The 20,610-nt window shown below is 70.8% G+C and carries 15 protein-coding genes; 4 read left to right on the forward strand and 11 right to left on the reverse strand.

The genetic code is table 11. The features are described from left to right. Positions 1-139 precede the first annotated feature (139 nt). The 6 genes from ACFULQ_RS04880 to ACFULQ_RS04905 all read right to left on the reverse strand — a co-directional run bounded on the left by ACFULQ_RS04880 (position 140) and on the right by ACFULQ_RS04905 (position 9,948). Entirely contained in the window at positions 140-2,251 is a 2,112-nt protein-coding gene (locus ACFULQ_RS04880; protein ID WP_383538221.1) for an acyl-CoA dehydrogenase family protein, read from the reverse strand. Between the two features lie 204 nt (positions 2,252-2,455). Further along, the gene (locus ACFULQ_RS04885; protein WP_383538223.1) at positions 2,456-3,541 is read right to left on the reverse strand and encodes an NAD(P)-dependent alcohol dehydrogenase; all 1,086 of its coding nucleotides are present in this window, start codon (positions 3,539-3,541) and stop codon (positions 2,456-2,458) included. A 27-nt stretch (positions 3,542-3,568) separates the two neighbouring features. Further along, positions 3,569-5,086, reverse strand: a complete 1,518-nt coding sequence (locus ACFULQ_RS04890) for an aldehyde dehydrogenase family protein (RefSeq protein WP_383538225.1) — start codon at positions 5,084-5,086, stop codon at positions 3,569-3,571. Between the two features lie 24 nt (positions 5,087-5,110). Further along, entirely contained in the window at positions 5,111-5,512 is a 402-nt protein-coding gene (locus ACFULQ_RS04895) for a Zn-ribbon domain-containing OB-fold protein (protein ID WP_383538228.1), read from the reverse strand. 14 nt (positions 5,513-5,526) lie between these two features. Beyond that, positions 5,527-6,702, reverse strand: a complete 1,176-nt coding sequence (locus ACFULQ_RS04900; protein WP_383538231.1) for a thiolase family protein — start codon at positions 6,700-6,702, stop codon at positions 5,527-5,529. A gap of 33 nt (positions 6,703-6,735) precedes the next feature. Continuing rightward, entirely contained in the window at positions 6,736-9,948 is a 3,213-nt protein-coding gene (locus tag ACFULQ_RS04905) for a crotonase/enoyl-CoA hydratase family protein (protein ID WP_383538234.1), read from the reverse strand. Between the two features lie 298 nt (positions 9,949-10,246). Between ACFULQ_RS04905 and ACFULQ_RS04910 the strand changes: the two genes are divergently transcribed. Next, positions 10,247-11,161 carry a LysR family transcriptional regulator gene (locus ACFULQ_RS04910; protein ID WP_383538237.1) on the forward strand — a complete coding sequence of 305 codons (915 nt, stop codon included), beginning with the start codon at positions 10,247-10,249 and terminating at the stop codon, positions 11,159-11,161. A gap of 58 nt (positions 11,162-11,219) precedes the next feature. Here the strand turns inward: ACFULQ_RS04910 and ACFULQ_RS04915 are convergent, their stop codons facing one another. Both ACFULQ_RS04915 and ACFULQ_RS04920 read right to left on the reverse strand, forming a co-directional pair. Further along, a complete protein-coding gene (locus ACFULQ_RS04915) occupies positions 11,220-13,589 on the reverse strand; it encodes an acetyl-CoA acetyltransferase (protein ID WP_383538239.1) in 2,370 nt (789 codons plus the stop codon). A gap of 56 nt (positions 13,590-13,645) precedes the next feature. Then, positions 13,646-14,608: an SDR family NAD(P)-dependent oxidoreductase gene (locus ACFULQ_RS04920; RefSeq protein WP_383538242.1), complete on the reverse strand. Its 963-nt coding sequence runs from the start codon at positions 14,606-14,608 to the stop codon at positions 13,646-13,648. 259 nt (positions 14,609-14,867) lie between these two features. Here ACFULQ_RS04920 and ACFULQ_RS04925 point away from each other — a divergent pair, with 259 nt between their 5' ends. Together ACFULQ_RS04925 and ACFULQ_RS04930 are read left to right on the forward strand one after the other, a co-directional pair. Next, positions 14,868-15,665: an alpha/beta fold hydrolase gene (locus tag ACFULQ_RS04925; RefSeq protein ID WP_383538245.1), complete on the forward strand. Its 798-nt coding sequence runs from the start codon at positions 14,868-14,870 to the stop codon at positions 15,663-15,665. A gap of 136 nt (positions 15,666-15,801) precedes the next feature. Further along, positions 15,802-16,230, forward strand: coding sequence for a TetR/AcrR family transcriptional regulator (locus tag ACFULQ_RS04930; protein ID WP_383538247.1), 429 nt, complete (start codon positions 15,802-15,804; stop codon positions 16,228-16,230). Positions 16,231-16,254: 24 nt separating this feature from the next. Here the strand turns inward: ACFULQ_RS04930 and ACFULQ_RS04935 are convergent, their stop codons facing one another. Next, entirely contained in the window at positions 16,255-17,127 is an 873-nt protein-coding gene (locus ACFULQ_RS04935) for a helix-turn-helix transcriptional regulator (RefSeq protein WP_383538250.1), read from the reverse strand. A 380-nt stretch (positions 17,128-17,507) separates the two neighbouring features. On the opposite strand from ACFULQ_RS04935, the gene ACFULQ_RS04940 reads away from it, so the two are divergent. Continuing rightward, a complete protein-coding gene (locus ACFULQ_RS04940) occupies positions 17,508-18,986 on the forward strand; it encodes an aldehyde dehydrogenase family protein (RefSeq protein ID WP_383538252.1) in 1,479 nt (492 codons plus the stop codon). A gap of 182 nt (positions 18,987-19,168) precedes the next feature. Here ACFULQ_RS04940 and ACFULQ_RS04945 read toward each other — a convergent pair whose 3' ends face one another. After that, entirely contained in the window at positions 19,169-19,480 is a 312-nt protein-coding gene (locus ACFULQ_RS04945; RefSeq protein WP_383538255.1) for a hypothetical protein, read from the reverse strand. A gap of 457 nt (positions 19,481-19,937) precedes the next feature. Continuing rightward, positions 19,938-20,528, reverse strand: coding sequence for a TetR/AcrR family transcriptional regulator (locus ACFULQ_RS04950; protein ID WP_383538258.1), 591 nt, complete (start codon positions 20,526-20,528; stop codon positions 19,938-19,940). Between the last annotated feature and the right edge of the window lie 82 nt (positions 20,529-20,610).

Genomic DNA, 20,610 nt, shown 5'->3' on the forward strand with positions numbered 1-20,610 from the left:
GCTCGGCCAGGCCCGAGTTCCATCAGGCCTTCACATCTCGGTCGTGGCCGGCACCGGATCCCGCCGTGCGCTGCGGGGGCCCAGACAGTGGGGGAGCGAGAGCACACGGCGGCGCCGAAGAGGGGGAGGGGGTGGGTGATCAGCGGGGCAAGCCCAGGCCCCGGGCGATCATGCCGCGCTGGATGTCGTTCGTTCCGCCGCCGACGACATACATGATGGACAGACGCAGGCCGTACTCGAAGGCCCCGCCGCCGAGCGCGCCGGGTGCGGATGCCGATAGCGCGGCGTCAGGGCCGAGGATGTCCAGGACGGCCTCGCCGAACCTCTCGGCGAGTTCACCGGCCAGGACGCCGGCCATCGGGGCCGCGAGGCGCTCGCTGCTGCTCTGGCCGGCGGCTTGGAGCCCGGCCGCGACCAGGACACGGGTGGCCTGCACACCGACAGCCAGTTCCGTCACCAGAGCGCGGGCGTGGGAGCCGCGCGGGCCGGCTGCGGCGCCGGAGCCCTGGCGGGCGAGGGCCAGCAGGTCGTCGAGTTGGCGGTGCAGAACGGCGGCGATGTTGCCCATGGCGACGCGCTCGCTCGCCAGGGAATCGGTGATGACCTTCCAGCCAGCGTTCACCTCGCCCACGCGCAGATCGTCCGGGACCCGGACATCGTCGTAGAAGACAGTGCAGGAGATCTCGCCGGACAGCGCCCGGTGCTGCTGCACGGTGATGCCGGGAGTGTTCATAGGGACAAGGAACATGGTGATGCCCGCGTGCCGGGGGGTGGCGTCGGGGTCGGTCCGTACCGCCAGCCACACCCAATCCGCCTCGTGACCGCCGCTCGTCCACAGTTTCTGCCCGTTGATCACCCAGTCCTCTCCGTCGCGGACCGCGCGGGTGCGCAGCGAGGCGAGGTCGGAACCGGCCTCCGGCTCGCTGTAACCGAGGCAGAAGGTCAACTGTCCGTTGCGGACGAGCGGCAGGAACCGTTCCTTCTGCTGCGGTGTGCCGTGCCTGAGGACCGAGTCGCCGAGCAGCGAGACAGCGCCGAGCGCCTTGATGACGGGCGCCCGCCGGTAGGCGGCCTCCTCGTTGAGGACGACCTGTTCGCTCAGCGGGGCACTCCGGCCGCCCGCCTCCTCGGGCCAGGTCAGGCCGAGCCAGCCGCGGTCCGCGACCGCTCGCACCAGTTCCGCGTCCTCTCCCATCTCGATGCGGCCGAGCTTTTCGGCGTACATGTCGAAGAAGGCGCGGACCTCGGTACGGAACGCCTCGCCCGTCTCGCCCAGCTCGCCCTTCGGCAGTGATCCGGTGCCCTCGACGAGGGTGTCGGCCACGTCGCCGCAGGCGCGGGGCAGGTTCCGCAGACGGGCGAGGTCGCCGTGGACGCGGCGGAACAGCCAGGGGGCGTCGTGCTCCTCGAAGTAGCCGATGGCTGCGAGAGTGTGGTGTGCTCCGAGCTGGACGCGGGGGGCGGCGGTACGGGCGTGCTCGATGGCGATCTCGGCTGAGAGGAGCCGGTCGGGCAGATTGTGCTCCAGAGCCTGTACGGCGTCGGCGACCAGCAGGTTGCCCGCGCCGACGTCGATCTGGCAGGTGGCGGTGCGCTGCTGGACGGCCCCGAAGGAGCCGATGATCTTGCCGAACTGGCGTCGTTGCGTGGCATGCTCGACGGCCATCTGATGGGCGTGCTCGGCCGCCGCGAGGGCACGGACGGCCAGCTGGAGGCGGAGCAGGACCACTGCCTCGTCGGCGGTGTCCGCGGCGATTTCCATGGTGAGTGCTGGCTCACCCGGTGTCACCGTGGACCAGGCCGGGACGGCGAGGCCGGCCGTCTCCTCCGTCTGTGTCACGGGGCGTAGCACCGCCGTGCCGCCGGCCGCGGGGAACGTGAGCAGGTGGGTGGCCTGCCGGCCTGCGTCCAGGTGCCGGACCTGCGGCTCGCTGCCGTCGCCGACACAGGCGACGACGCGCACCTCGCCTCGGCCGATGCCGTCGATCAGGTTCTCGTCATGGGCGAGGAGACGGGTGGCCACGAAGGCGTCCATCACGGGCAACGGGCAGGCCACCCGGCCCAGTTCACGCACCGCTGCGACAGCGGCAGCAAGTGCTCCTGCGGCGCCGAGCTCCAGCCAGCCCTGCTCGGCGGCGGACTGCCACAATTTCAGCAGATCGGCCTCGGGGGCGGTGACGGGGCCGGGCCAGTGGCGCGTGAGCGTCCCTTGCACGCTCTGGGCGAAGCTCGACACCTCGTCAGGGGTCATGGGAATCAGAGGGGCGGCGGCAGGCATGCGGTTCCTCACAGGTTGGAGCGGTTCAGGGCGTTCACCGAACAGAGTCCGTCGGCGATGCGTGCGGCCCGGCGGCCGCCTGTGTCGCGGCGAAGGCAGGAGGCGCGGCGCTGCGGGGTGGGCCCGCTTGCTGCGGGAGGCCGAGGCGGCGGTTGGGGCGTCGGCCCGTGCCTCGGCTCAGAAGGTGAGGACGGGTTTGACGACGTCTGTCTTCATGGCCGCGACCGCTTCGTTGATCTCCTCGAAGGGGAAGGCGGTGACGATCCGGTCGACGGGGAAGCGGCCCTGCGCGTGCCAGTCGAGCAGGAGCGGGACGAAGTCCTGCGGATTGGCGTCGCCCTCGATGCAGCCCCGGATCGTCTTTCCGTAGCCGATGAGGTCTCTGACGTCGATACCGGCGTCCGTCGGGCCGACGGCGACGAGGGCCAGCGAACCCAGAGGAGCGAGCGCCCGGGCGGCGTCGCGGATCACCGTGGGGACCCCCGTGGTGTCGAAGGCGTGGGTGGCGCCTCCCGAGGTGAGGTCCCTGATCCGGCCGATGGTGTCCTCACCGGATGCGTCGAGTGTGTGGGTGGCGCCCACCTGCGCCGCCAGATCGAGCCGCTGCTTGGAGAGGTCGACGGCGACGATAGTCTCGACGCCCAGCGCGGCCCCCGCCATGACCGCGGCCATGCCGACCCCGCCGGTTCCGAATACGACCAGGCTGGAGTCGGGGCCGGGCCGCAGCACGTTCACCACCGATCCCGCGCCTGTCTGGAACCCGCAGCCCATGGGCGCGGCGGTCATCAGGTCGGTGCCCTCGGGGACGACGACCACGTTCTCGCGCGTGGTGATCGCATGGCGGGCGAAGCTCGACTGGCCGAAGAAGGAGGACCACGCGTCGCCGTCCCGGCCTGTGAGGGTCGCGCTGCCGTCTGGGCGGCGTCCGGCGGCGTTGAGGGCCTCGAACCGCTCGCAGTACGACCGGTGTCCGGTGGCGCACCGTGTGCAGGTGCCGCAGCTGCCGTAACTCAGGACGACGTGGTCGCCGGGCCGCACGCCGGTGACCTCGGCGCCGGTTGCCTCCACGACACCGGCGCCCTCGTGCCCGAACACGGCGGGGATGCCGGCGGGCAGCATGGCCTTGGTGGCCAGATCGGTGTGGCAGACGCCGGTCGCCGTGAGGCGGACGAGGATCTCGTCGGGGCGCGGGTCGGATATCTCGATGTCCTCCATCGTGAAGCCGGTGTCGGGTCCGCGGGAAACGGCGGCCTGGGTGCGCATGTCGTCCTCCTGGCGCAGGCGGTCTTCTCAGGGCCGGCCCGCAGGCTCGACGTCGAGGCTGCGGTGCCGGATGGCGTCGAGGGTGTGGGCCACGAAGCCGCGCAGGGCATCCGTCTCGGCCTTTCCGGCCGGGGGCAGGATCTGCTGGGCGAGCCCGATCGCAGAGGTGCTCGCGGCCACGGTCCGGCGGTGGCTGAACGTCAAGAAGCCGGTCTTCCCGGAGTACGCGCCCATGCCGCTGCGCCCGACGCCGCCGGACGGCGCGCCCTCGATCCCCCAGTGGATGGCCAGATCGTTGCGGGAGACACCGCCGGAGGTGCTCCGCGTGATGAACCGCTGGAACTCGCTTCCGTCGGATCCGAAGAAGTAGGCGGCGAGCGGGCTGGGCCGGGCGTTGACGTAGGCGATGACCTCGTCGAGATCGTCGTACGGGTACACGACGAGGACAGGTCCGAAGACTTCCTGCGACGCGATGGTCATGTGCTCGGTCACGTCCAGCAGCACAGTGGGTGCTATGCGACGTCCGGCGCGCCGGGGCAGGACGTCAACTTCCTCCGACGCGGCGATGGTCACTACGCGCGCGCCCTTCGCCTCGGCGTCGGCGACGAGCGCCGTGACCCGGTCGAAGTTCTTGTCGTCGACGATGGAGACCACGTCCGGGTTGTCCAGCCAGGTCGGGAAGTGGGCGCGGACGGACCGCTGGCAGTGGTCGACGAACTCATCGAGACGGGCGCGGGGTACGAAGACGTAGTCCGGGCAGAGGCAGATCTGACCGCCGTTCAGCAGCCGTACGCCGCAGATGCGTTCGGCGGCCCGGGCGACGTCCGCGTCCGAGCCGAGGACGACGGGGTTCTTCCCGCCCAGCTCCAGTGTCACCGGGACCAGGTTCGCCCCGGCGGCCGCGGCCACCTTGGCGCCGACCCCGGGGGAACCGGTGAAGATGAGGTGGTCGAAGGGGAGTGAGGAGAACGCCGCCGCGGTGGTGACATCGCCGCGTATGACGACCACTTCCTGGGGGGACATGCGCGTGGCCACGGCCTGGGCGAACACCTCGGCGGTCCGCTCGGGTACCTCCGAGAACTTGATCATCACGCGGTTGCCGGCGGCCAGCGCCTCGATCGCGGGCTGGACGACCAGGGCGACCGGGAAGTTCCAGGGCCCGACCACGCCGACCACGCCCTTCGGGCGGGTCTGGATGAAGGCGGGCGTCCCGGCTTCGGCGGAGCCGGGGACCTCCTCATCCGCCATCCACGCCTCCAGGTTCCGGCGGATCGCCTCCACGCCGGGGATGGCGCTGACGATGTCGCTCGCCAGGTTCGCCAGCGCGGGGCGCGAGCCGAAGTCGGCGTCCAGGGCGGCGGACAATTCCTCGGCGTGTTCCAGGACGCAGGCGAGGAAGCGGTCGATGCGTTCGAGCCGCACGCCGACGGAGGGAGGTCCTTCTTCCAGGAAGGCGGCTCGCTGCGCGTCAAGGAGACGGCGCTGGAGGTCGGGCGAGGGATCGACCGGCAGGGGTGTGGTGACGTCCGGTGGCAGAGTGCTCATCTGGGGTCTTCTCCCGTGCGGCGTTCAGACGGTGGGGCGGAAGACGGGGATCGCCTCGCCGCCCTCGGGGCGTTCGAAGGCGACGACGACGGACATCCCGGCCCAGGGGCGCTCCCCGGGGCCCAGGTTCCGCAGGGGGGCGTAGAGCCAGGGCCCCTCGGTGAGTTCGATGAGCGCTGACACGGCCTCGGAGGCGGGAGCGCCGTCGCGTGGACGGCCATGGACGGCGGTCCACGCGACCACGGTGCCGGTGCCGGCGGCCGCCGCCCAGGTCGCCGCAGGGGTGTGGCAGACGGGGCAGGCGCCGGACTGGGGGGCGGCGTGCGCCCCGCAGGCGGTGCAGCGGCGGATCAGGAGTTCGCCGCGTGCGGTGGAGTCGAAGAAGACTTCGGTGGCGGTGTCGCGGTGGATGACGGGCACGGTCATGGTGGCTCCAGGGCTCAGGCGTGGGGGTGGGGGCTGAGGACGAGCGTCGAGTGGTGGGCGAAGCAGCCGCCGTTGCCGCTGACCAGGACGACGTCGTGCCGGGGCACCTGGCGTTCGCCCGCCTCGCCGCGGGCTTGGATGACGGCCTCGGACAGCGGGGTCATGCCCCACAGGTAGTACGAGGAGAGCTGACCGCCGCCGGTGTTGACCGGCAGTGACCCGCCCGGGGCGAGCGCCCCGCTCGCCGCGAAGGCCCCGCCCTCGCCCTTGGCGCAGAAGCCGTAGTCCTCCAGGGTGAGGAGCACCGTGAAGGTGTAGCAGTCGTACAGTTCGGCCACGTCAATGTCCTCGATGGTGACCCCGGCCATCTTCAGGGCCGCCGGGCCCGCCTGGGCGGCGCCGCTGACCAGGCCGAGGTCGCTGTCGCGGTTCATCGGGTAGCCGGGGTGGGCCTGCGCCCAGCCCAGCAGGTGGACCGGTGGCTTGCGCAGATGGGCGGCGCGTTCGGCGGTGGTGACGATCACGGCGACGCCGCCGTTGCTGACCAGACAGCAGTCGAGCAGATGCAACGGCTCGGCGATCAGCCGCGACGCCTGATGGTCCTCGACCGTGATCGGGTCACGGAACTGGGCCCGTGGGTTCATGCCCGCCCAGGCCCGCTGGGCCACCGCGATGTGGGCCATCTGCTCGCTGGTGGTGCCGTAGGTCTCCATGTGGCGGCGGGCGGCCACCGCATACTGCGGGGTGGCGCTGATCATCCCGGCCGCCGCGGTGAGTCCCAGCCAGCCCGACGTGCCCAGACCCGCACCTGAATACAGGGCGCCCGCGGAGGTCTTCTCCTTGAGCGGTGCGTCGGCGAAGACGCAGGCGATGGCTTCGGCCATGCCGGCGCGGACCGCCATCGCGGCGTACTGCACCATGCCGCCGGCGGTGGAGCCGTACGCCTGCATCTCGGACAGCAGCCGCAAGTCGCGCAGGCCCAGTTCGGTCTGCAGGCTAAGCCCCACGCCCGGCATGACGCCGCTGCTGGTGAGCAGGCCGTCGATGTCGGAGAGGGCGAGACCCGCGTCGTCGGCGGCGCGGCGGACGGCGTCGGCCGCAAAATCGGCGGCGCTGCGGCCGTACACTTTGCCCGTCTCCGTGATGCCGAGGCCGGCGATGACCGGGCCTCGGGCGGTGTCAGTGGTCACGATGGTCAACTGCCTTTCTCCGCGGACCGGTTGTCAGCGGGCTTGCCAGACGGGGACACGCTTCTCGGCGAAGGCCCGCGGGCCTTCCTGCGCGTCCTGGGACACCCAGATCCCCTGTGCTTCCTGGTCGGAGAGCTTCCAGGCGCTCTGCTCGGTATCGATCCGTCCGTCGTTGATGCCGCGCGCGATGCGCTTGCTGGCCTGGACGGAGAGCGGGGCGTTGGCGGATATACGGTCGGCCAGGGAGAGTGCCTCGGCCAGCACCTGGTCACCGGGCACGACCCGGTTGACCAGGCCGAGCGACCTGGCGGTGGTGGCGTCCAGCGTGTCGCCGGTCAGCAGCAGTTCCATGGCGACCTTGGGCGGCAGCTGGGCGGCGAGACGGAAGGCACCGCCGGCGCCGGCGAGCAGGCCCCGCTTGACCTCCGGCAGCCCGAAGGACGCATCCTCTGACGCCACGACGAGGTCACTGGCCAGTGCGATCTCCGTGCCGCCGCCGAGGGCGAAGCCCCGCACGGCGGCGATGGTCGGCTTGCCGATGTGGTGGTTGACGTAGGCGGCGAAGCCCCATTCCTTCGTTTCCGGCGGCATGATGTCCTCGCCGCGGGCGACCGCTTTGAGGTCCGCGCCCGCGCTGAACGCCTTGTCGCCGGCGCCGGTGATGATGACGACGCGGACCTGCGGATCACGGTCGGCCTCCTCCAGTGCCGCGCCGATACCTCGGGTGACCGCCGCGTTGATCGCGTTGCGGACCTCGGGCCGGTTGAGGGTGATGACCATGACGTGGCCGTGACGCTCCACCAGGACCGGCTGGGGGGTGGGATTCATGGGGGGTGTCTCCTTGGCGGACGCGTAGGTTTCAAGCACTCCTCGGGCGATGAGCTGGTCGATGTCGGCGTCGGACAGACCGAGGAGTTCGCGGCTCAGCTCGCGGGTGTGTTCGGCGGGCAGCGGAGCGGGGCGCAGTGGCGGGTCGGCGAGGTGGAAGGAGTGGGCGAGGCGGGCCTCGGTGGGCAGCGGCTCATCGAGCGTCGGCTGCCGCAGCTCGGCGAAGAAGCCGCGCGCCGCCAGGTGCGGGTCCCTCAGCAGCTCGCCCACACGCAGCATGGGCGCCGCCGGGACGCCAGCCGTCTGGAGCAGCTCGGTGACCTCGTGAGGGGTGCGTGTCTGCGTCCAGGACGAGATGGCCTCGTCGATCCGGGCTCGGTGGGCGCGGCGTCCCTCGGCGTCGGCCAAGTCCGGGTCGGCGGCCAGGTCGTGGCATCCGACGGTGGCGGACAGCCGCTGCCAGTCGGCCTCGTCGCGTACCCCGATCACACACCACTGATCGTCTCCCGCGCAGGGGTACACCCCGTCCGCCGTCCCGTGCGGCAATCCCGGGACGAGCCACTCAGCCGTCAACTGCTCCGCCAGCGCGTCCAGGATGACCTCGGCCTGCGCGATGCCGACCGTTCCGCCCCGCCCCAGGCGGCGCAGCCGAACCAGCAGGGCGATCACGGCCGCCGCACCGACCCGTGCCACCACGTGGTCCGGATAGATCGTGATCGAGTCGCTGTGTCCGTTCGCGTCGCCCGGATAGCGCCACAGGTCGCTCAGGCCGGTCGAGGCGCGCACCAGCGGGCCGTAGCCCAGACGGCGGCTCCACGGTCCGCTCGCCCCGAAGGCACTGCTGTCGGCGATCACCAGGTGCGGGTTGAGGGCCAGGAGGACGTCAGGACCGAGCCCGAGGGAGTCGAGAGTGCCGGGCTTGAAGTTGGACAGGACGACATCCGCTTCCGCGGCGAGCTGCTTGAACAGGGCGACGCCCTGCGGATCGCGCAGATTCAGACCCAGTCCGCGCTTGTTGCGGTGTCCCCAGGAGGCCGACGCGGTGATCACTTCGCCGGTGAGGGACTGCCGTCCACCGTCGGGGAAGGCACGGTTCTCCACCTTGATCACGTCGGCGCCGTGGTCGGCCAGCATCCGGCCGAGCTCGCCTCCGGCGACGATCACGCCGAGGTCAAGGACGCGCAGCCCGGCGAGGGGGTGTGTGCGCTCGGGCCGCGCGTTGTGCTGACGCGTCTGGGGCTGTCGTGCCCCAACCGCGGCGCGGATCTCGGCGAACACTTCGCCGTTGTGTTCTCCCGGTAGCGGAGCCCGGCGGTGCGCAGCCATGCGGACGCCGTCGATCTCCAGGAAGCCCGTGGGCACGCGTGCCGCGAGAGCGGGGGAGAGCTCCGTGTCCGTGAGCGCACGGCGCTCCAGGTAGTGCTCGGCGTGCAGAGCCTCGCCCGGGCTCAGCACGGCCGCGATGGGGACTCCGTGCTCCTGGCCTTGGCGTACGAGGTCGTCGCGGGTGCGGTCCGCGAACAGGGCGGCGATCAAGGCATGGATCCGGTCCGCTTCCTGGAACCGGAGGGCGATCCTGTCGTAGCGGGGATCGGTGAACTCCTCCGGTTCCCCCAGCCAGGCCCGCATGCCGTGCCACTGCCGGGGGTTGAGCACGGCGATGCGGACCAGGCCGTCGGCACAGGGGAAGATCGGGTACAGGTGCCCGGCCGCGGGGCGTCCGGGCGGCAGGTCGGCGGGGCGGAGCCCGCCGGTGGCGGAACCGCCCATGCCAAAGCCTGGGTCGATGACCTGGGTGGTGGCCTCGTGCACGGAGAAGTCGACGTGGTCGCCATGCCCGGTTTGAAGGCTGTTGTAGTGGGCGAGCAGCGCCACCAGAGCGGCCTGGATGTTGGCGGCCTCGGTGACGATCGAACCGGGCGGCGGCAGCGGCGGGCGCCCCGGCAGGCCGGAGCGGGACAGGAGGCCGCTGAGGGCCGCGTGCACAGCGTCAGTCGCGGCGTAGCCCACATATGGTCCGGTCAGCCCGAAGTCGCTCACCGTGAGCAGCACGAGCCGCGGGTTGCGGGCTGCCACCCGCTCGTATGTCAGGTCTTGCGTACTCGGCCGTTCGGACTCGACCCAGATGTCCGCCGTCTCCAGCAGCGCGAGCAGAGCACGGCGGCCCTCCTCGGTCTCCGGATCGAGGATGACGCCCCGCTTGCCCGCGTTGCGGACGGCGAAGTAGAGACTGGTCTCCTCGTGCAGCGGCGCCTTACGTCGGGCGCGGGCGCCGCCTGGCGGTTCCACCAGGATCACGTCGGCACCCAGGGACGCGAGGAAGCGGCCCACTCCCTCGCCCCGCCCGTCGGTGGTGTCCACCACCCGCACCCCTTGCAAAGGGGCCTGCGTGACGCCGCCGATCACTGTTTCGCTCATCGTCCGCCTCCGAAACCGGGCCTGCCGCGCCGCACACCGACGCGAGGCATGGCGGACCTGCCCGAGGCCGAGGCGAAGGGGGTCACGTCCGGGGCACGGGGAACACACGGCCGTACCAGCGCGCGTCGGAGATCTGTGGCAGTTGCATGTCGGCCGTTTGAACTCCGCGTTTCCGTGACCCAGCCTCGCCCCGGGCGAAGGCATCTGTACACGTCCGTTTCGCTGATGTGCACGTGTCCGCAACGGCAACGTCGCAGGTGTCTGGAGCCGGGCGCGGGACCGGTGATCTACTGGCCTCGTGGACATCCAGCAGCTCCGCTACTTCCTCGCCGTCGCTGACGAGTTGCACTTCGGCAGGGCAGCGGAGCGCCTGCACGTGACCGCCTCACCGCTGAGCCGCCGTATCCGGGAGCTCGAGCACGAACTCGGCCGTGAGCTGTTCGTCCGTGAGCATCACCACGTGGAACTGACATCCTTCGGTGACGTCTTCCGTGAACGGGCGCACGAGGTGGTCCGCGCCTTCGAGGGCCTGCGCGACCTCGCACGCGACCATGCGGATGCCGTGCTCTGCCGGGTCGGGGCGGCTCCGCTGGCCCCGCCGAAGGTCCTGGACGCCGTCCTTGACGTTTACGCAGAGATCGCCCCGGACGTCGAACTGCCCATCACTCTCGCTCCCTCAGCCGAACTCCTTGAGGAATTGACCGCGGGCCACATCGACCTGGCTGTCGTGCATCTCCCGGTCGGCCAAGCCGACCTTGAGAGCCTGCTCATCTCCCGGGGCTCGTTCGGCGTGGCGATGACGGCCGACGACGAGTTCGCCGACCGCCCCTCGCTGACCCTGCGGGACCTGCGCCGCCGTCAGGTGCTCATGACCTCTGCCAAGGTGCATCCCTCGGTGGTGGCCGAGAGCAGGGCGGCGCTGGTGGAGGCCGGGGTCACCCGACTGGTCGACCTTCCGCACAACGACCTGGTACAGCTCGCCGCCCATGTCCTGCGCACCGGCGCTCTGGCGATCACCGTTCTCGGTGACGACCTCCCCGCCACGCGGATCTACGATTCCCCCGCCTTCCGCGTCGTGCCGCTCGACGAACCCGCAATGGGCCTGCGAGCCGGGCTCGCCTGGCGCAAGACCGCCGAGGAACACGTGCCGGGCCTCCGAGACGTGCTCGCCGCACTGAAGGAGCGCTATGAGGACGAACCCGTGACCTCGTGAACCGGCGCCGCCCCGGGGCCGGTTCCGGGCGCAGAACCGGGCCCTTCCTGCAAGTCCCTCAGCGGCCCACCCACCGCGGCTTGCGCTTCTGGGCGAAGGACAGCATGCCCTCGATGGCGTCCTCGCTGACGAAGAGTTCGTCCAGCACGGCGCTGGGGTGCCGGGTGGCCGCCACGGTGTCGGTGATGCCCGCGGTCTCGGTCATGAGCCTCAGGGTGGACCGTATCGCTGCCGGAGACCCTTCGAGGATCCGCGCCGCCATTTCCCGCGCGGCGGCCAAGGCCTTGCCGGGCCCGGTGATCTCGGTGACCAGGCCCCAGCGATGTGCCTCCTGCGCACCCATCCGACGGCCGGTCAGGAGCATCTCGGTGGCGACCTTGGGCGGCAGCGCTCGCGCCAGCCGGATTGCCCCGCCTTCGCCGGCCACCAGACCCACCCGGACCTCGGTGAACGCGAACTGCGCGGTGGCGTCGGCGACGATGAGGTGGCAGGCGAGGGCGATCTCGAAGCCGCCGGCCATGGTGTAGCCGTTCACCGCGGCGATGACGGGTTTGGTCATGCCTTCGCGGTGGGTGAGGCCGCCGAACCCGTTCTTGGGCACCCACATCGGCTTGCCCGAGGAGGAGTAGCGCAGGTCGTTACCGGCGCAGAATGCCTGCTCTCCGGCGCCGGTGATGATGGCGACCCACAGGTCGGGGTCAGCGAAGAAGCAGTCGAAGGCGTGCTCCAGCTCGTCGTTCGCCATCGGGTGCAGGCAGTTGCGCACCTCCGGTCGGTTGATGGCCACCTCCAGGAGGTGGCCGTCGCGGCGAACGGTGATGTGCTCGTAGGACTCGCGCAAGACAAGCGGGGGAGTGGGCAGGAGCTGTTCCATCCGCTGCGGCGTGGCGGTGACCCGGTTGCCGTACCCGAAGGAGCGCACGAAGACGCGCTCGCCGATGGGCTGTTCGGCCACGAGCAGGTCGAGCATTTCGGTGTCGCCGGGCTGTGTCATGGCCACGAAGCGGCGGCCGTCCCGCTCCAGCCGGCCGATGACGATCCCCGTCTTGTCGCCGGATCGCCCGTATTTGACTGTGAACGTCTCGATCGTTGCCCACCCGTCGGCGTGCTTCGCCTCCACGGGGGCGGGCACCGTGTCGAGCTCGGACTGCAGATCGGCGTCGTTGGAGGGTTTCCACTCGGCCGGTGCGGTGGAGTAGACGCCGACCGAGTACTTGCTGAGGAAGCCGCCGTTGGCGCCGACGAACCCGAAGGAGCCGGGCGCGCTACGGGCCCGGTGCACCGTCTCGGCGAGGCCGTGCATCGAGTAGTTGTTGCCCGGACCGCCGAAGAACGGCAGCCCGCCGGTGAGGGTGAGACCGCGCGGGTCGTCCTCCTTGAGACCGAGGCCCTCGGTGACGGCGAAGACGGCCACAGGGAAACAGCTGTAGAAGTCGAAGGTAGCCACCTCGTCCACGCCCACGCCCGCCATGTCGAGTGCGCCGCGTGCCGCCGCAACCGCTGCGGGAGCCGAGCCGAAGTCGGCACGGTCCATCAGGTCGCGTTCACGCAGGTCGGCGCGGCCGTGCAAAAACACCCACCGCTCCTGCGGCACGCCGAGCCGACGGGCCGCTGCGACGGACATGAGCAGGACGGCCGCGCCCTGGTTGACCTTGTCCCGGGCCACGACATAGCGGGTGTAGGGATCGGCGAGGAGGCGGTTGTCCCCGGTCGGCGTGACGAGTTCCGCCGCGGACCGCTCGACGGGAGCCGCGGCATGCGGGTTGGCCGCGGCGACCTTCGTGAACGGTGCGAATAGCCGGCCGACGGAGGCGGCGTATTCCTGCCGGGACTGCTTGAGCCGGGCCCGGCGGGCGTTCTCCAGCAGGGCGTACTGGGAGGGCGCGTCGGTAAGCCCATGAGCGCTGCGGTGCATACTCGCCAACCCCTGCATGCCGTACCCACGGTCCTCCAGCTGGCCGCCCACCTGCTCGGACCAGTCGGGTCTGTCCTCGGCTCCGGTGAGAGCCTGCGCGGTGGAGATGGCCTCAGCGCCGAAGACCAGGGCCACCTCGCACCGGCCTGCCGCGATGGCGCCGGCGAGTTCGTTCACCAGATGCTGCGGGCTGTGGCCGCCCGTGATCTCCAGGATCGCCCGGCGCGGGTCCGCCCCCAGACGAGCGGCCACCGACCGCGGGAAGTTGTCGGAGCGACCAAGCGGGGCAGGCATTCCGGGCGCCGAGATCTCGAACTGGCGTACCCCAGCGACCGTGTCGATGGCAGCCGTGACCTCCGTCGCGGCGCCGCTGTCCGCGAGGGCCTCCCGGGCGGCGTCGGCGGCGAGTTGGACGGGCGAGCGCTTGCGATAGCCGGGGCTGCCCAACTGCTCGGACACCTGGCCGACACCGACGAGCACGGGGGTGCGGGGGTCGAGTCCGTCGTACTGCATCTGGGTTCCTCTGGTCCGTGAGATCTGTGGTCCTGTCGGTGTTGCGTGCGCCCTGATCACCGCGCGCCGGTGAGCCGCAGGGACTCCTCCCACAGCCGGTCGGCGCCGGCCGGGTCGAGGGCGTAGGGGGCGACGGCGTTCATGTGCTCAGCGGCTTGCGTGGTCATCGACGGCGGGCTGGTTACGGGCACCGCCTCGGCGCAGTCCGCGAAGTACCGGCCGCTGACGCCCTCCAACAGCGGCGACGCGGCGGCCAGGACCGGGGTGGCCGCGCCCTGCGTCGCCGTCTTGATCAGATCCTTGACGCCCTTGAGCATCTCGCCCATGCCCTGTGACCGTGGCACGTTGCGGAAGAGGTTGGTCATGGCGGTGCCCGGCGAGGCTGCGTTGACGGAGATCCCGTCGTCGGCCCAGCGCGCGGCGGCGCCGACGGCGAAGAGGATGTTGGCGGTCTTCGACTGTCCGTAGGCGAGCATCGGGTCGTACGGCCGGAAGGCGAAGTGGAGGTCGTCGAGGACGACCGGCGACGACAGGTGCATGCTGGAGCTGACCGAGACGACCCGTGCGTCCCCGGCAGCCGTGAGTGCCCTGTGCAGGCCCACCGCGAGGGCGAAGTGCCCCAGGTGGTTGACGGCGAACTGCTTCTCCCAGCCGTCCGGAGTCAGTTCCCGTTCCGGCAGCGCCATCACGCCCGCGTTGTTGACGAGGATGTGCAGGGGGCCGTCCCATGCGGCGACGAAGGCGGCGACCGACGTCCGGTCGGCCAGCTCCAGTTGAGCGATGTTGACGTCCTTGTTGCCGGTGTCGGCGGTGATGTCGGCTGCGGCCCGCTCTCCGGCCGTCGTGTCGCGCACCGCGAGGGTGACCTCGGCGCCGGCGGTCGCGAGGGCCCGGGCGGTCTCGAATCCGAGCCCGGAGGAGCCACCGGTGATGATTGCCCGCCTTCCTGCCAGGTCGACTCCGGCGACGACCTCGGCAGCGGTGGTGCGGAGTCCGAACGGTGTGTTGATGAGTGTCATGCCAGCAACGGTCGGCGAGCGTCCATGCGGTACCCAGTGCCCTGCCGACCCTAGGAGTGACAGGACCAGGCTGTGCGACGCCCGCGAATGGATCCGCCCCGCCCCGCGCCTTTCACGTTGCCCTTGCGGACACGTGCGCGTCAGGCAAACGGACATGTACGTGGGCTCCAGCCTGCGGCAAGGATGCACCTCGCCAGGTTGTTCATCGGTTCACGGGTCCTCCTCCCGGGGAGCTGGCCCTACGCAAAGGAGCGTCACGATGGCCTTCTTCATCCGGGACGACGACGTGCGGCTCTTTCATACCGACGAGGGCTCGGGGCCGGCGGTGCTGCTGTTGCACGGTTGGGCCTGCGACTCTCACGACTGGAGCTGGCAGATCCCCGACCTCCTGACGCAGGGATACCGGGTGATCGCCCTCGACCATCGCGGTCACGGCCGTTCGTCGGCGCCCCGCGGGGACTATCTGCCACAGACCCTCGCCGACGACGCCGCAGCCCTGATCGAAGCGCTGGGCATAGGACACGTCTTGGTGCTGGGCCACTCCATGGGCGCGGTGGTGGGCTCCGCGCTCGCCGTGCGCCGACCCGACCTCGTCAGGGCGCTCGTTCTTGTCGACCCCGTCTACACGGCCGACGACCTGACCGATCCCGTGGTCGAGGCCATGAGCGGACCGGGAGCCGCCGGGATCGCTGCGGAGGCGTTCGGCGGGGCCTTCTACACACCGCGTACACCGCCATTCCTCAGAGCGTGGCACCGGCGCCGGGTACTCGGCACGCCGGACCATGTCGTCGGCGGTTGTATCCACGGGCTGTTGGGCAGCGAGGGACTCGGGCGGTGGCGCAACGCCGCCGGATATCTGCGGGACCGCACCTGCCCTCGCCTGGCCGTGTACGCCGACGCCAAGGGCGCCGACCGGGAGCGCCAACTCCCACTGGGGCCGTACGACAAGGTCGAGGTGTGGGAGAAGAACGGGCATTTCCTCCACCAGGAGAACGCCGAGCGATTCAACTCCCGCATGCGGAGCTGGCTGAACGCACTCCCGGGGGCGCCTTCCTGAACAGCCCTAGAATCTCGGGCGGGTTCGGGTACTCCCGTCCCCGCCGCGGCCGGTCGGTCACCTCACCTCCGCACGTGGCCCCGCTGCAGGGCTGCGGGTCTCCGTCGGCGCATGGGCGTGTCGGCCCGGCGCGGGCGTGGACAATGCCACGCTCTACCGGCACTTCCCTGCTCGCGACGCCCTCCTCGTCGCGGTGTACACCGCCGAGGTCGAGGCACTGACCGACGCCGCCCGCGAGCTGTTGGAGACGACGCAGAACGGCCACGGGCTCAAGGCATGGCTGCGCGTAATCATCGACCACAGCACTGCCCGCAGGGGCCCGGCCCCGGCTTCGCTCTACACCGTCGGCGAGCGCAAGAATCTTGTCTGCCGCTGGCACGACCCGCTGGTGGCAACGACCACCGAACTGATCACCGACGGTCGCGAGCATGGCGCCGCCCATGGGGATGTGAGACCGGCGGAACTGCTCATGATGGCCTACCCCATCGCGGCCGTCGCCGAGTCCACCCCCGATGTCGGCGAACCTCTCCTTGACATCGCCTTCGACCGCATCACCCCCTGCTGAGCGCAGGAGACGTGCAGGCTCAGCTCATGGACGCTGGACGTCCTGGGCCGCGCGTTCGGTGTGAGTGGACTCCGGTGTGGAGGCGAGGGCGGCCAGCAGGGTGAGGCGCTCGGATGTGGGGGTGCCGGGTTCGGCGTGGTAGATGACGAGGGTCTGCCGGTCGGTGTCGGTGATCAGCAGTTTCTCTTGACGCAGTTCGAGGGGACCGACCTGAGGGTGTTCGAAGGTGAAGGCCCCACTGCGCTTGGGGCGGACCTCGTGCCGGGACCACAACTTGCGGAAGTGCTCGCTGCGTACGGACAGCTCGCCGACGAGCTCGTTGAGGGTGGGGTCGTCGACGTCGGGGCCGACGAGGGCGCGCAGTGCGGCGACCATGCCCTCGGCGTTGACGTCCCAGCCCCCGTACGTGGCGGCGGAGGCGGGCGCGAGAAAGGTGGAGCGGACCAGGTTGGTGCCGGGAGTGAGGATCGGAGTGAGGGCCTGGGCGAGCGGGTTGGCGGCGAGCACGTCCATCATGCGGCCGAGGACGTAGGCGGGCGTGTGCGGCCAGCTGCCGACGAGCTGCCGGATGCCGTCGGGGGCGCGTTCCGGGCGGCGGGGCGCCGGGCGCCGTCGGGAGCGCTCCGGGCGGGCGAGACGGTGCAGGTGGGCGTTGGCATCCCCGTCGAGGTGCAGGGCGCGGGCGAGGGCGTCGAGGACCTGCGCGGAGGGGTTGCGGTCACGGCCCTGTTCCAGGCGCAGGTAGTAGTCGGCGCTGATACCGGCGAGCAGGGCCAGTTCCTCCCGGCGCAGGCCGGGCACCCGGCGCCGTCCGGACGAGGCGAGACCGACATCCTCAGGGCCGATCTGCTCACGGCGGGCCCGTAGGTACTCGCCGAGGGCGTTGTCGTTCACCATGCCCTCCACGGTACGGCCGCCTGTCGCGCCGAACCTGGTCCTGTCACCCCCAGGATCGGCGGGGCTCTGGGTAAACCGTGGGCGGTGGCGCACCGTGGCAGTCATGACACGGATCCCGACGCCTCAAGGGCGCGGGATCGGCGCCGAGGTCGCCTTCGCCGTACGTGTCAGCGGCCGGTTCTTCGCCGACAGCGCCGAAGTGCTGCCGTCACCCGGCGGCCCCGCCGATGGCACCGGCCACCAGCGAGTTCATGCCTGCCAGCGCTCCCTACGCACCCGCCCCGGCGGGCGCCGACCGGCGGTGGGAGGACTCGCCACGGCTCATCGGCGTCCCGGCAGCCGGCTAAAAGTCAACGACCCCCTTCGAGGAGCCAGTTCGCATGTCCACAGGTCTTACCAACCCCACCCCCGCCCACGTCAGCCGTGAGGAACTCGACCGGCTCGTCGAACTGCAGCGGGCGGCCTTCCACCGGGAGGGCCCGCCCAGCGCGGAGGTCCGGCGCGGCCGGATCGACCGGCTGGTCCTCGCCGTACTCGATGCCGCCGACGAGCTCACCGCCGCCCTGACAGAGGACTTCGGCCGGCGGCCGGTGGCCCTGACCAAGGCGGGGGAGGTCCTCGGCCTGCTCGGAGAGTCGCAGGTATTGCGCGAAGGACTGGAGGAGTGGATGAAGCCGGTCCCAGTCGAGGGCCCGGTCCCGGCCTTCGTCCAGCAGCAGCCGCTTGGCGTCGTTGGGATCGTCACCGCGTGGAACCTGCCCGTCGGGCTGGCGGTCCGCCCGGCCCTGGACGCGCTGGCCGCCGGCAACCGTGTGATCATCAAGTTCACCGACGTCCACGTCCGCACCGGCGAGGTGTTCGCCCGTGCCGTGTCCAAGTACCTCGGCGAGGACGAGGTCACCGTGGTGTGCGGGGATCTGAAGACCGCCCAGGAGTTCTCGGACCTGCCCCTGGACCACATCCTGTTCACCGGCTCCCCCCAGGTGGGCAGGCTCGTGGGCCAGGCCGCCGCGGCGAACCTCGTCCCCGTCACCCTGGAGCTGGGAGGCAAGAACCCCGCCGTCGTCGCCCGGGACGCCGACCTGGACTTGGCCGCCGAGCGCATCGCCGGCAGCAGGATGAGCAACGGGGGCCAGGTCTGCCTCTGCCCCGACTACGTCTTCGTGCCCCGGGAACACCTGGACGACTTCACCGAGCGCCTGCGGGCCGCCCTGGTCCGCCTCTTCCCCACCTACACCGACCACCCGGCCGCGGTCTCCCTCGTCAACGACCGCAACTTCGACCGGGTCCTGGGCCTCGTCCGTGACGCCGAGGCGCACGGCGCCCGGAAGATCACCTCGGTCAACGAGGAGCCGTCCCGCGAGCTGCGCCTGATCCCGCCGACGCTGCTGCTGAACGTCCCGGAGGAGGCGGAGATCTCCCGGGAGGAGATCTTCGGGCCGGTGCTGGTGATCTACGCTTACGCCGACCCCGCCGAGCCCGTCGCGTACATCAACGCCCGCTCGGCACCGCTGGCCGCGTACTGGTACGGCGAGGACAGCGAGGACTTCCGGCGCTTCCTGGACGGTACGACCTCCGGCGGCGTCACCCGCAACGACGGCCTCCTGCACGCCGCCCTCAGCAACGCCCCCTTCGGCGGGGTCGGCGGCTCCGGATCCGGGGCGTACGGCGGCAGGACCGGCTTCGACACCTTCACCCACCGGCGCACCGTGGCCGCCCAGCCCGGCCCGCAGGGCGTCACCGCGACACTGGTCGGCGCCCCCGCGCTCGCCCCGGAGGTGGAGGCAGGCCTCGACCAGGCCATCAAGGTGTCGGCGGCGGAGATCCGGACCCGCCTCGGCCAGTTGACGAGCGGTTGACGCGGCGGCCCTGCACACGCCCTACCAGAGCCTGTGCAGGGCTGTTGGCCGTCTGCCCGCTGGCTCTGCTCATGAGAACGGGCTCTGGCACCACTTGTGTGATCGCGCTGAGTCACCAGGGCGATGTCTTGTACCGCCGCGACCGCCAACTTACTGGTCTGCAGTGTCCCCGCGAACGCCCCTCAGATCTCCTCGACGACCAGCGAGGACGTCGTGCCGTCGACATCCGCAGCCAAGGCCATGGTGTCGGCCGTGACGACGGTGCTGCGGCCAGAGAATCCGGCGTCCTCGTACAGGGTCACCCGGAAACCCTGGTCGACGGCCATGGAGCTGATGGTGTCGTTCAGGGCTCCCAGAGCCTCGGTGTCGTAACGGCCGATGGCCAAGTGGCGGTAGGCCCCCCGCATGTTGGGCTCCGCGTAGACGACGACTCCTCCGCCTAGAGACTTAGGCGGGACATTGCCCTCGTAGACCTTCACGTACAGCGTGGCCACGTTTTCGCCTCCACGGATCTCCCAGCTCGGACCGACGGCAGAAGTATGTCCGTATAGCAGGCGAAATAGTGGCCTAGTGGCGCTGTGTCCGGCGCGCCATGTCTGGGGGGACGGCGGGAACATGCGTGCCGGCTATCCGCCATCCTCACGGCGGGCCGTTCATCCATGCAGGTCATGGCTTCGGACTCTCCCGTAGCCGGAACCCCGCTGTGCCAAGCCCGCACAACGCCAGCGTGAATCGTGACGGAGTTCATTGCCGCCCTCTCGGCGTATGCGGGTCGTCGGCTCCGATTCGCCACCGTCGGTCGGGCCTCGCCCCATCCCCCTGACCAGGTGCGGCGCTTTTGCGCGGGAGGGGGGCCATGCGCCGGCCGGGACGGGACACCGACGCCTACGGGCCTACCCGCACGCGCTTGTCGATGTCGGGAACGGACGCGAACTGTGGCCCGCGTGCCTGTCAGTTGGCGGGTACCACCTGGGCGGCGAGGACGGCGGCGGCCATCAGTTCCTCGCGGGGCGCGTCGGAGGCGGCGTTGACGGCGAGGCCTTCGGCGGTGGCCATGAGGAAGCGGGCCAAGGTCTTACAGTCGGTGCCGGCCGGCAGGTCCCCGTCCGCCACGGCCTTCTCGAATCGGTCCTGTACGGCCCGCCGGTAGTCGTCGCGTGCGGCCTTGAGCACCTCCACGATCGCGCGGCCGTCCTCGCCGGAGGCCAGTCCCGCCTGCACGGTCAGGCAGCCGCGGGGCTTGCCCGGTGTGGTGTAGGCGTCGACCAGGCCGGTGAGCAGCCGTAGCGCGACGTCGCGCGCGGTGGGCTGGGCCAGCGCGTCGCGGGACAGCGGCGAGCGGGCATGGGCATAGCGGTCCAGGACCTTCTCGAAGAGCTGCTGTTTGTTGCCGAAGGCCGCATAGAGGCTGGGCGGGCGGATGTCCATGGCCTCGGTCAGGTCGGCGATCGAGGTGGCCTCGTAGCCCTGGCGCCAGAACAGTTCCAGCGCCACGTCCAGCGCGGCCTCCTCATCGAAGGCGCGCTTACCGCCTCTGGGCATGACGTTCTCCTCCCTTCCCGGGCCTTCGGGCACCCGGTTGCACGATCGCTTTAGCGGTCGTTACAGTGTAGCTGTTCACCGC

The sequence above is a fragment of the Streptomyces sp. NPDC057253 genome (genome assembly GCF_042669125.1).
Classification (GTDB): Bacteria; Actinomycetota; Actinomycetes; order Streptomycetales; family Streptomycetaceae; genus Streptomyces.

What these genes read in the sequence shown, in the direction of transcription:
- ACFULQ_RS04880 (WP_383538221.1), bottom strand. Translation starts at nt 2,251, where the DNA reads ATGACCCCTGACGAGGTGTCGAGCTTCGCCCAGAGCGTGCAAGGGACG.
- ACFULQ_RS04885 (WP_383538223.1), bottom strand. Translation starts at nt 3,541, where the DNA reads ATGCGCACCCAGGCCGCCGTTTCCCGCGGACCCGACACCGGCTTCACG.
- ACFULQ_RS04890 (WP_383538225.1), bottom strand. Translation starts at nt 5,086, where the DNA reads ATGAGCACTCTGCCACCGGACGTCACCACACCCCTGCCGGTCGATCCC.
- ACFULQ_RS04895 (WP_383538228.1), bottom strand. Translation starts at nt 5,512, where the DNA reads ATGACCGTGCCCGTCATCCACCGCGACACCGCCACCGAAGTCTTCTTC.
- ACFULQ_RS04905 (WP_383538234.1), bottom strand. Translation starts at nt 9,948, where the DNA reads ATGAGCGAAACAGTGATCGGCGGCGTCACGCAGGCCCCTTTGCAAGGG.
- ACFULQ_RS04915 (WP_383538239.1), bottom strand. Translation starts at nt 13,589, where the DNA reads ATGCAGTACGACGGACTCGACCCCCGCACCCCCGTGCTCGTCGGTGTC.
- ACFULQ_RS04920 (WP_383538242.1), bottom strand. Translation starts at nt 14,608, where the DNA reads ATGACACTCATCAACACACCGTTCGGACTCCGCACCACCGCTGCCGAG.
- ACFULQ_RS04925 (WP_383538245.1), top strand. Translation starts at nt 14,868, where the DNA reads ATGGCCTTCTTCATCCGGGACGACGACGTGCGGCTCTTTCATACCGAC.
- ACFULQ_RS04935 (WP_383538250.1), bottom strand. Translation starts at nt 17,127, where the DNA reads ATGGTGAACGACAACGCCCTCGGCGAGTACCTACGGGCCCGCCGTGAG.
- ACFULQ_RS04940 (WP_383538252.1), top strand. Translation starts at nt 17,508, where the DNA reads ATGTCCACAGGTCTTACCAACCCCACCCCCGCCCACGTCAGCCGTGAG.
- ACFULQ_RS04950 (WP_383538258.1), bottom strand. Translation starts at nt 20,528, where the DNA reads ATGCCCAGAGGCGGTAAGCGCGCCTTCGATGAGGAGGCCGCGCTGGAC.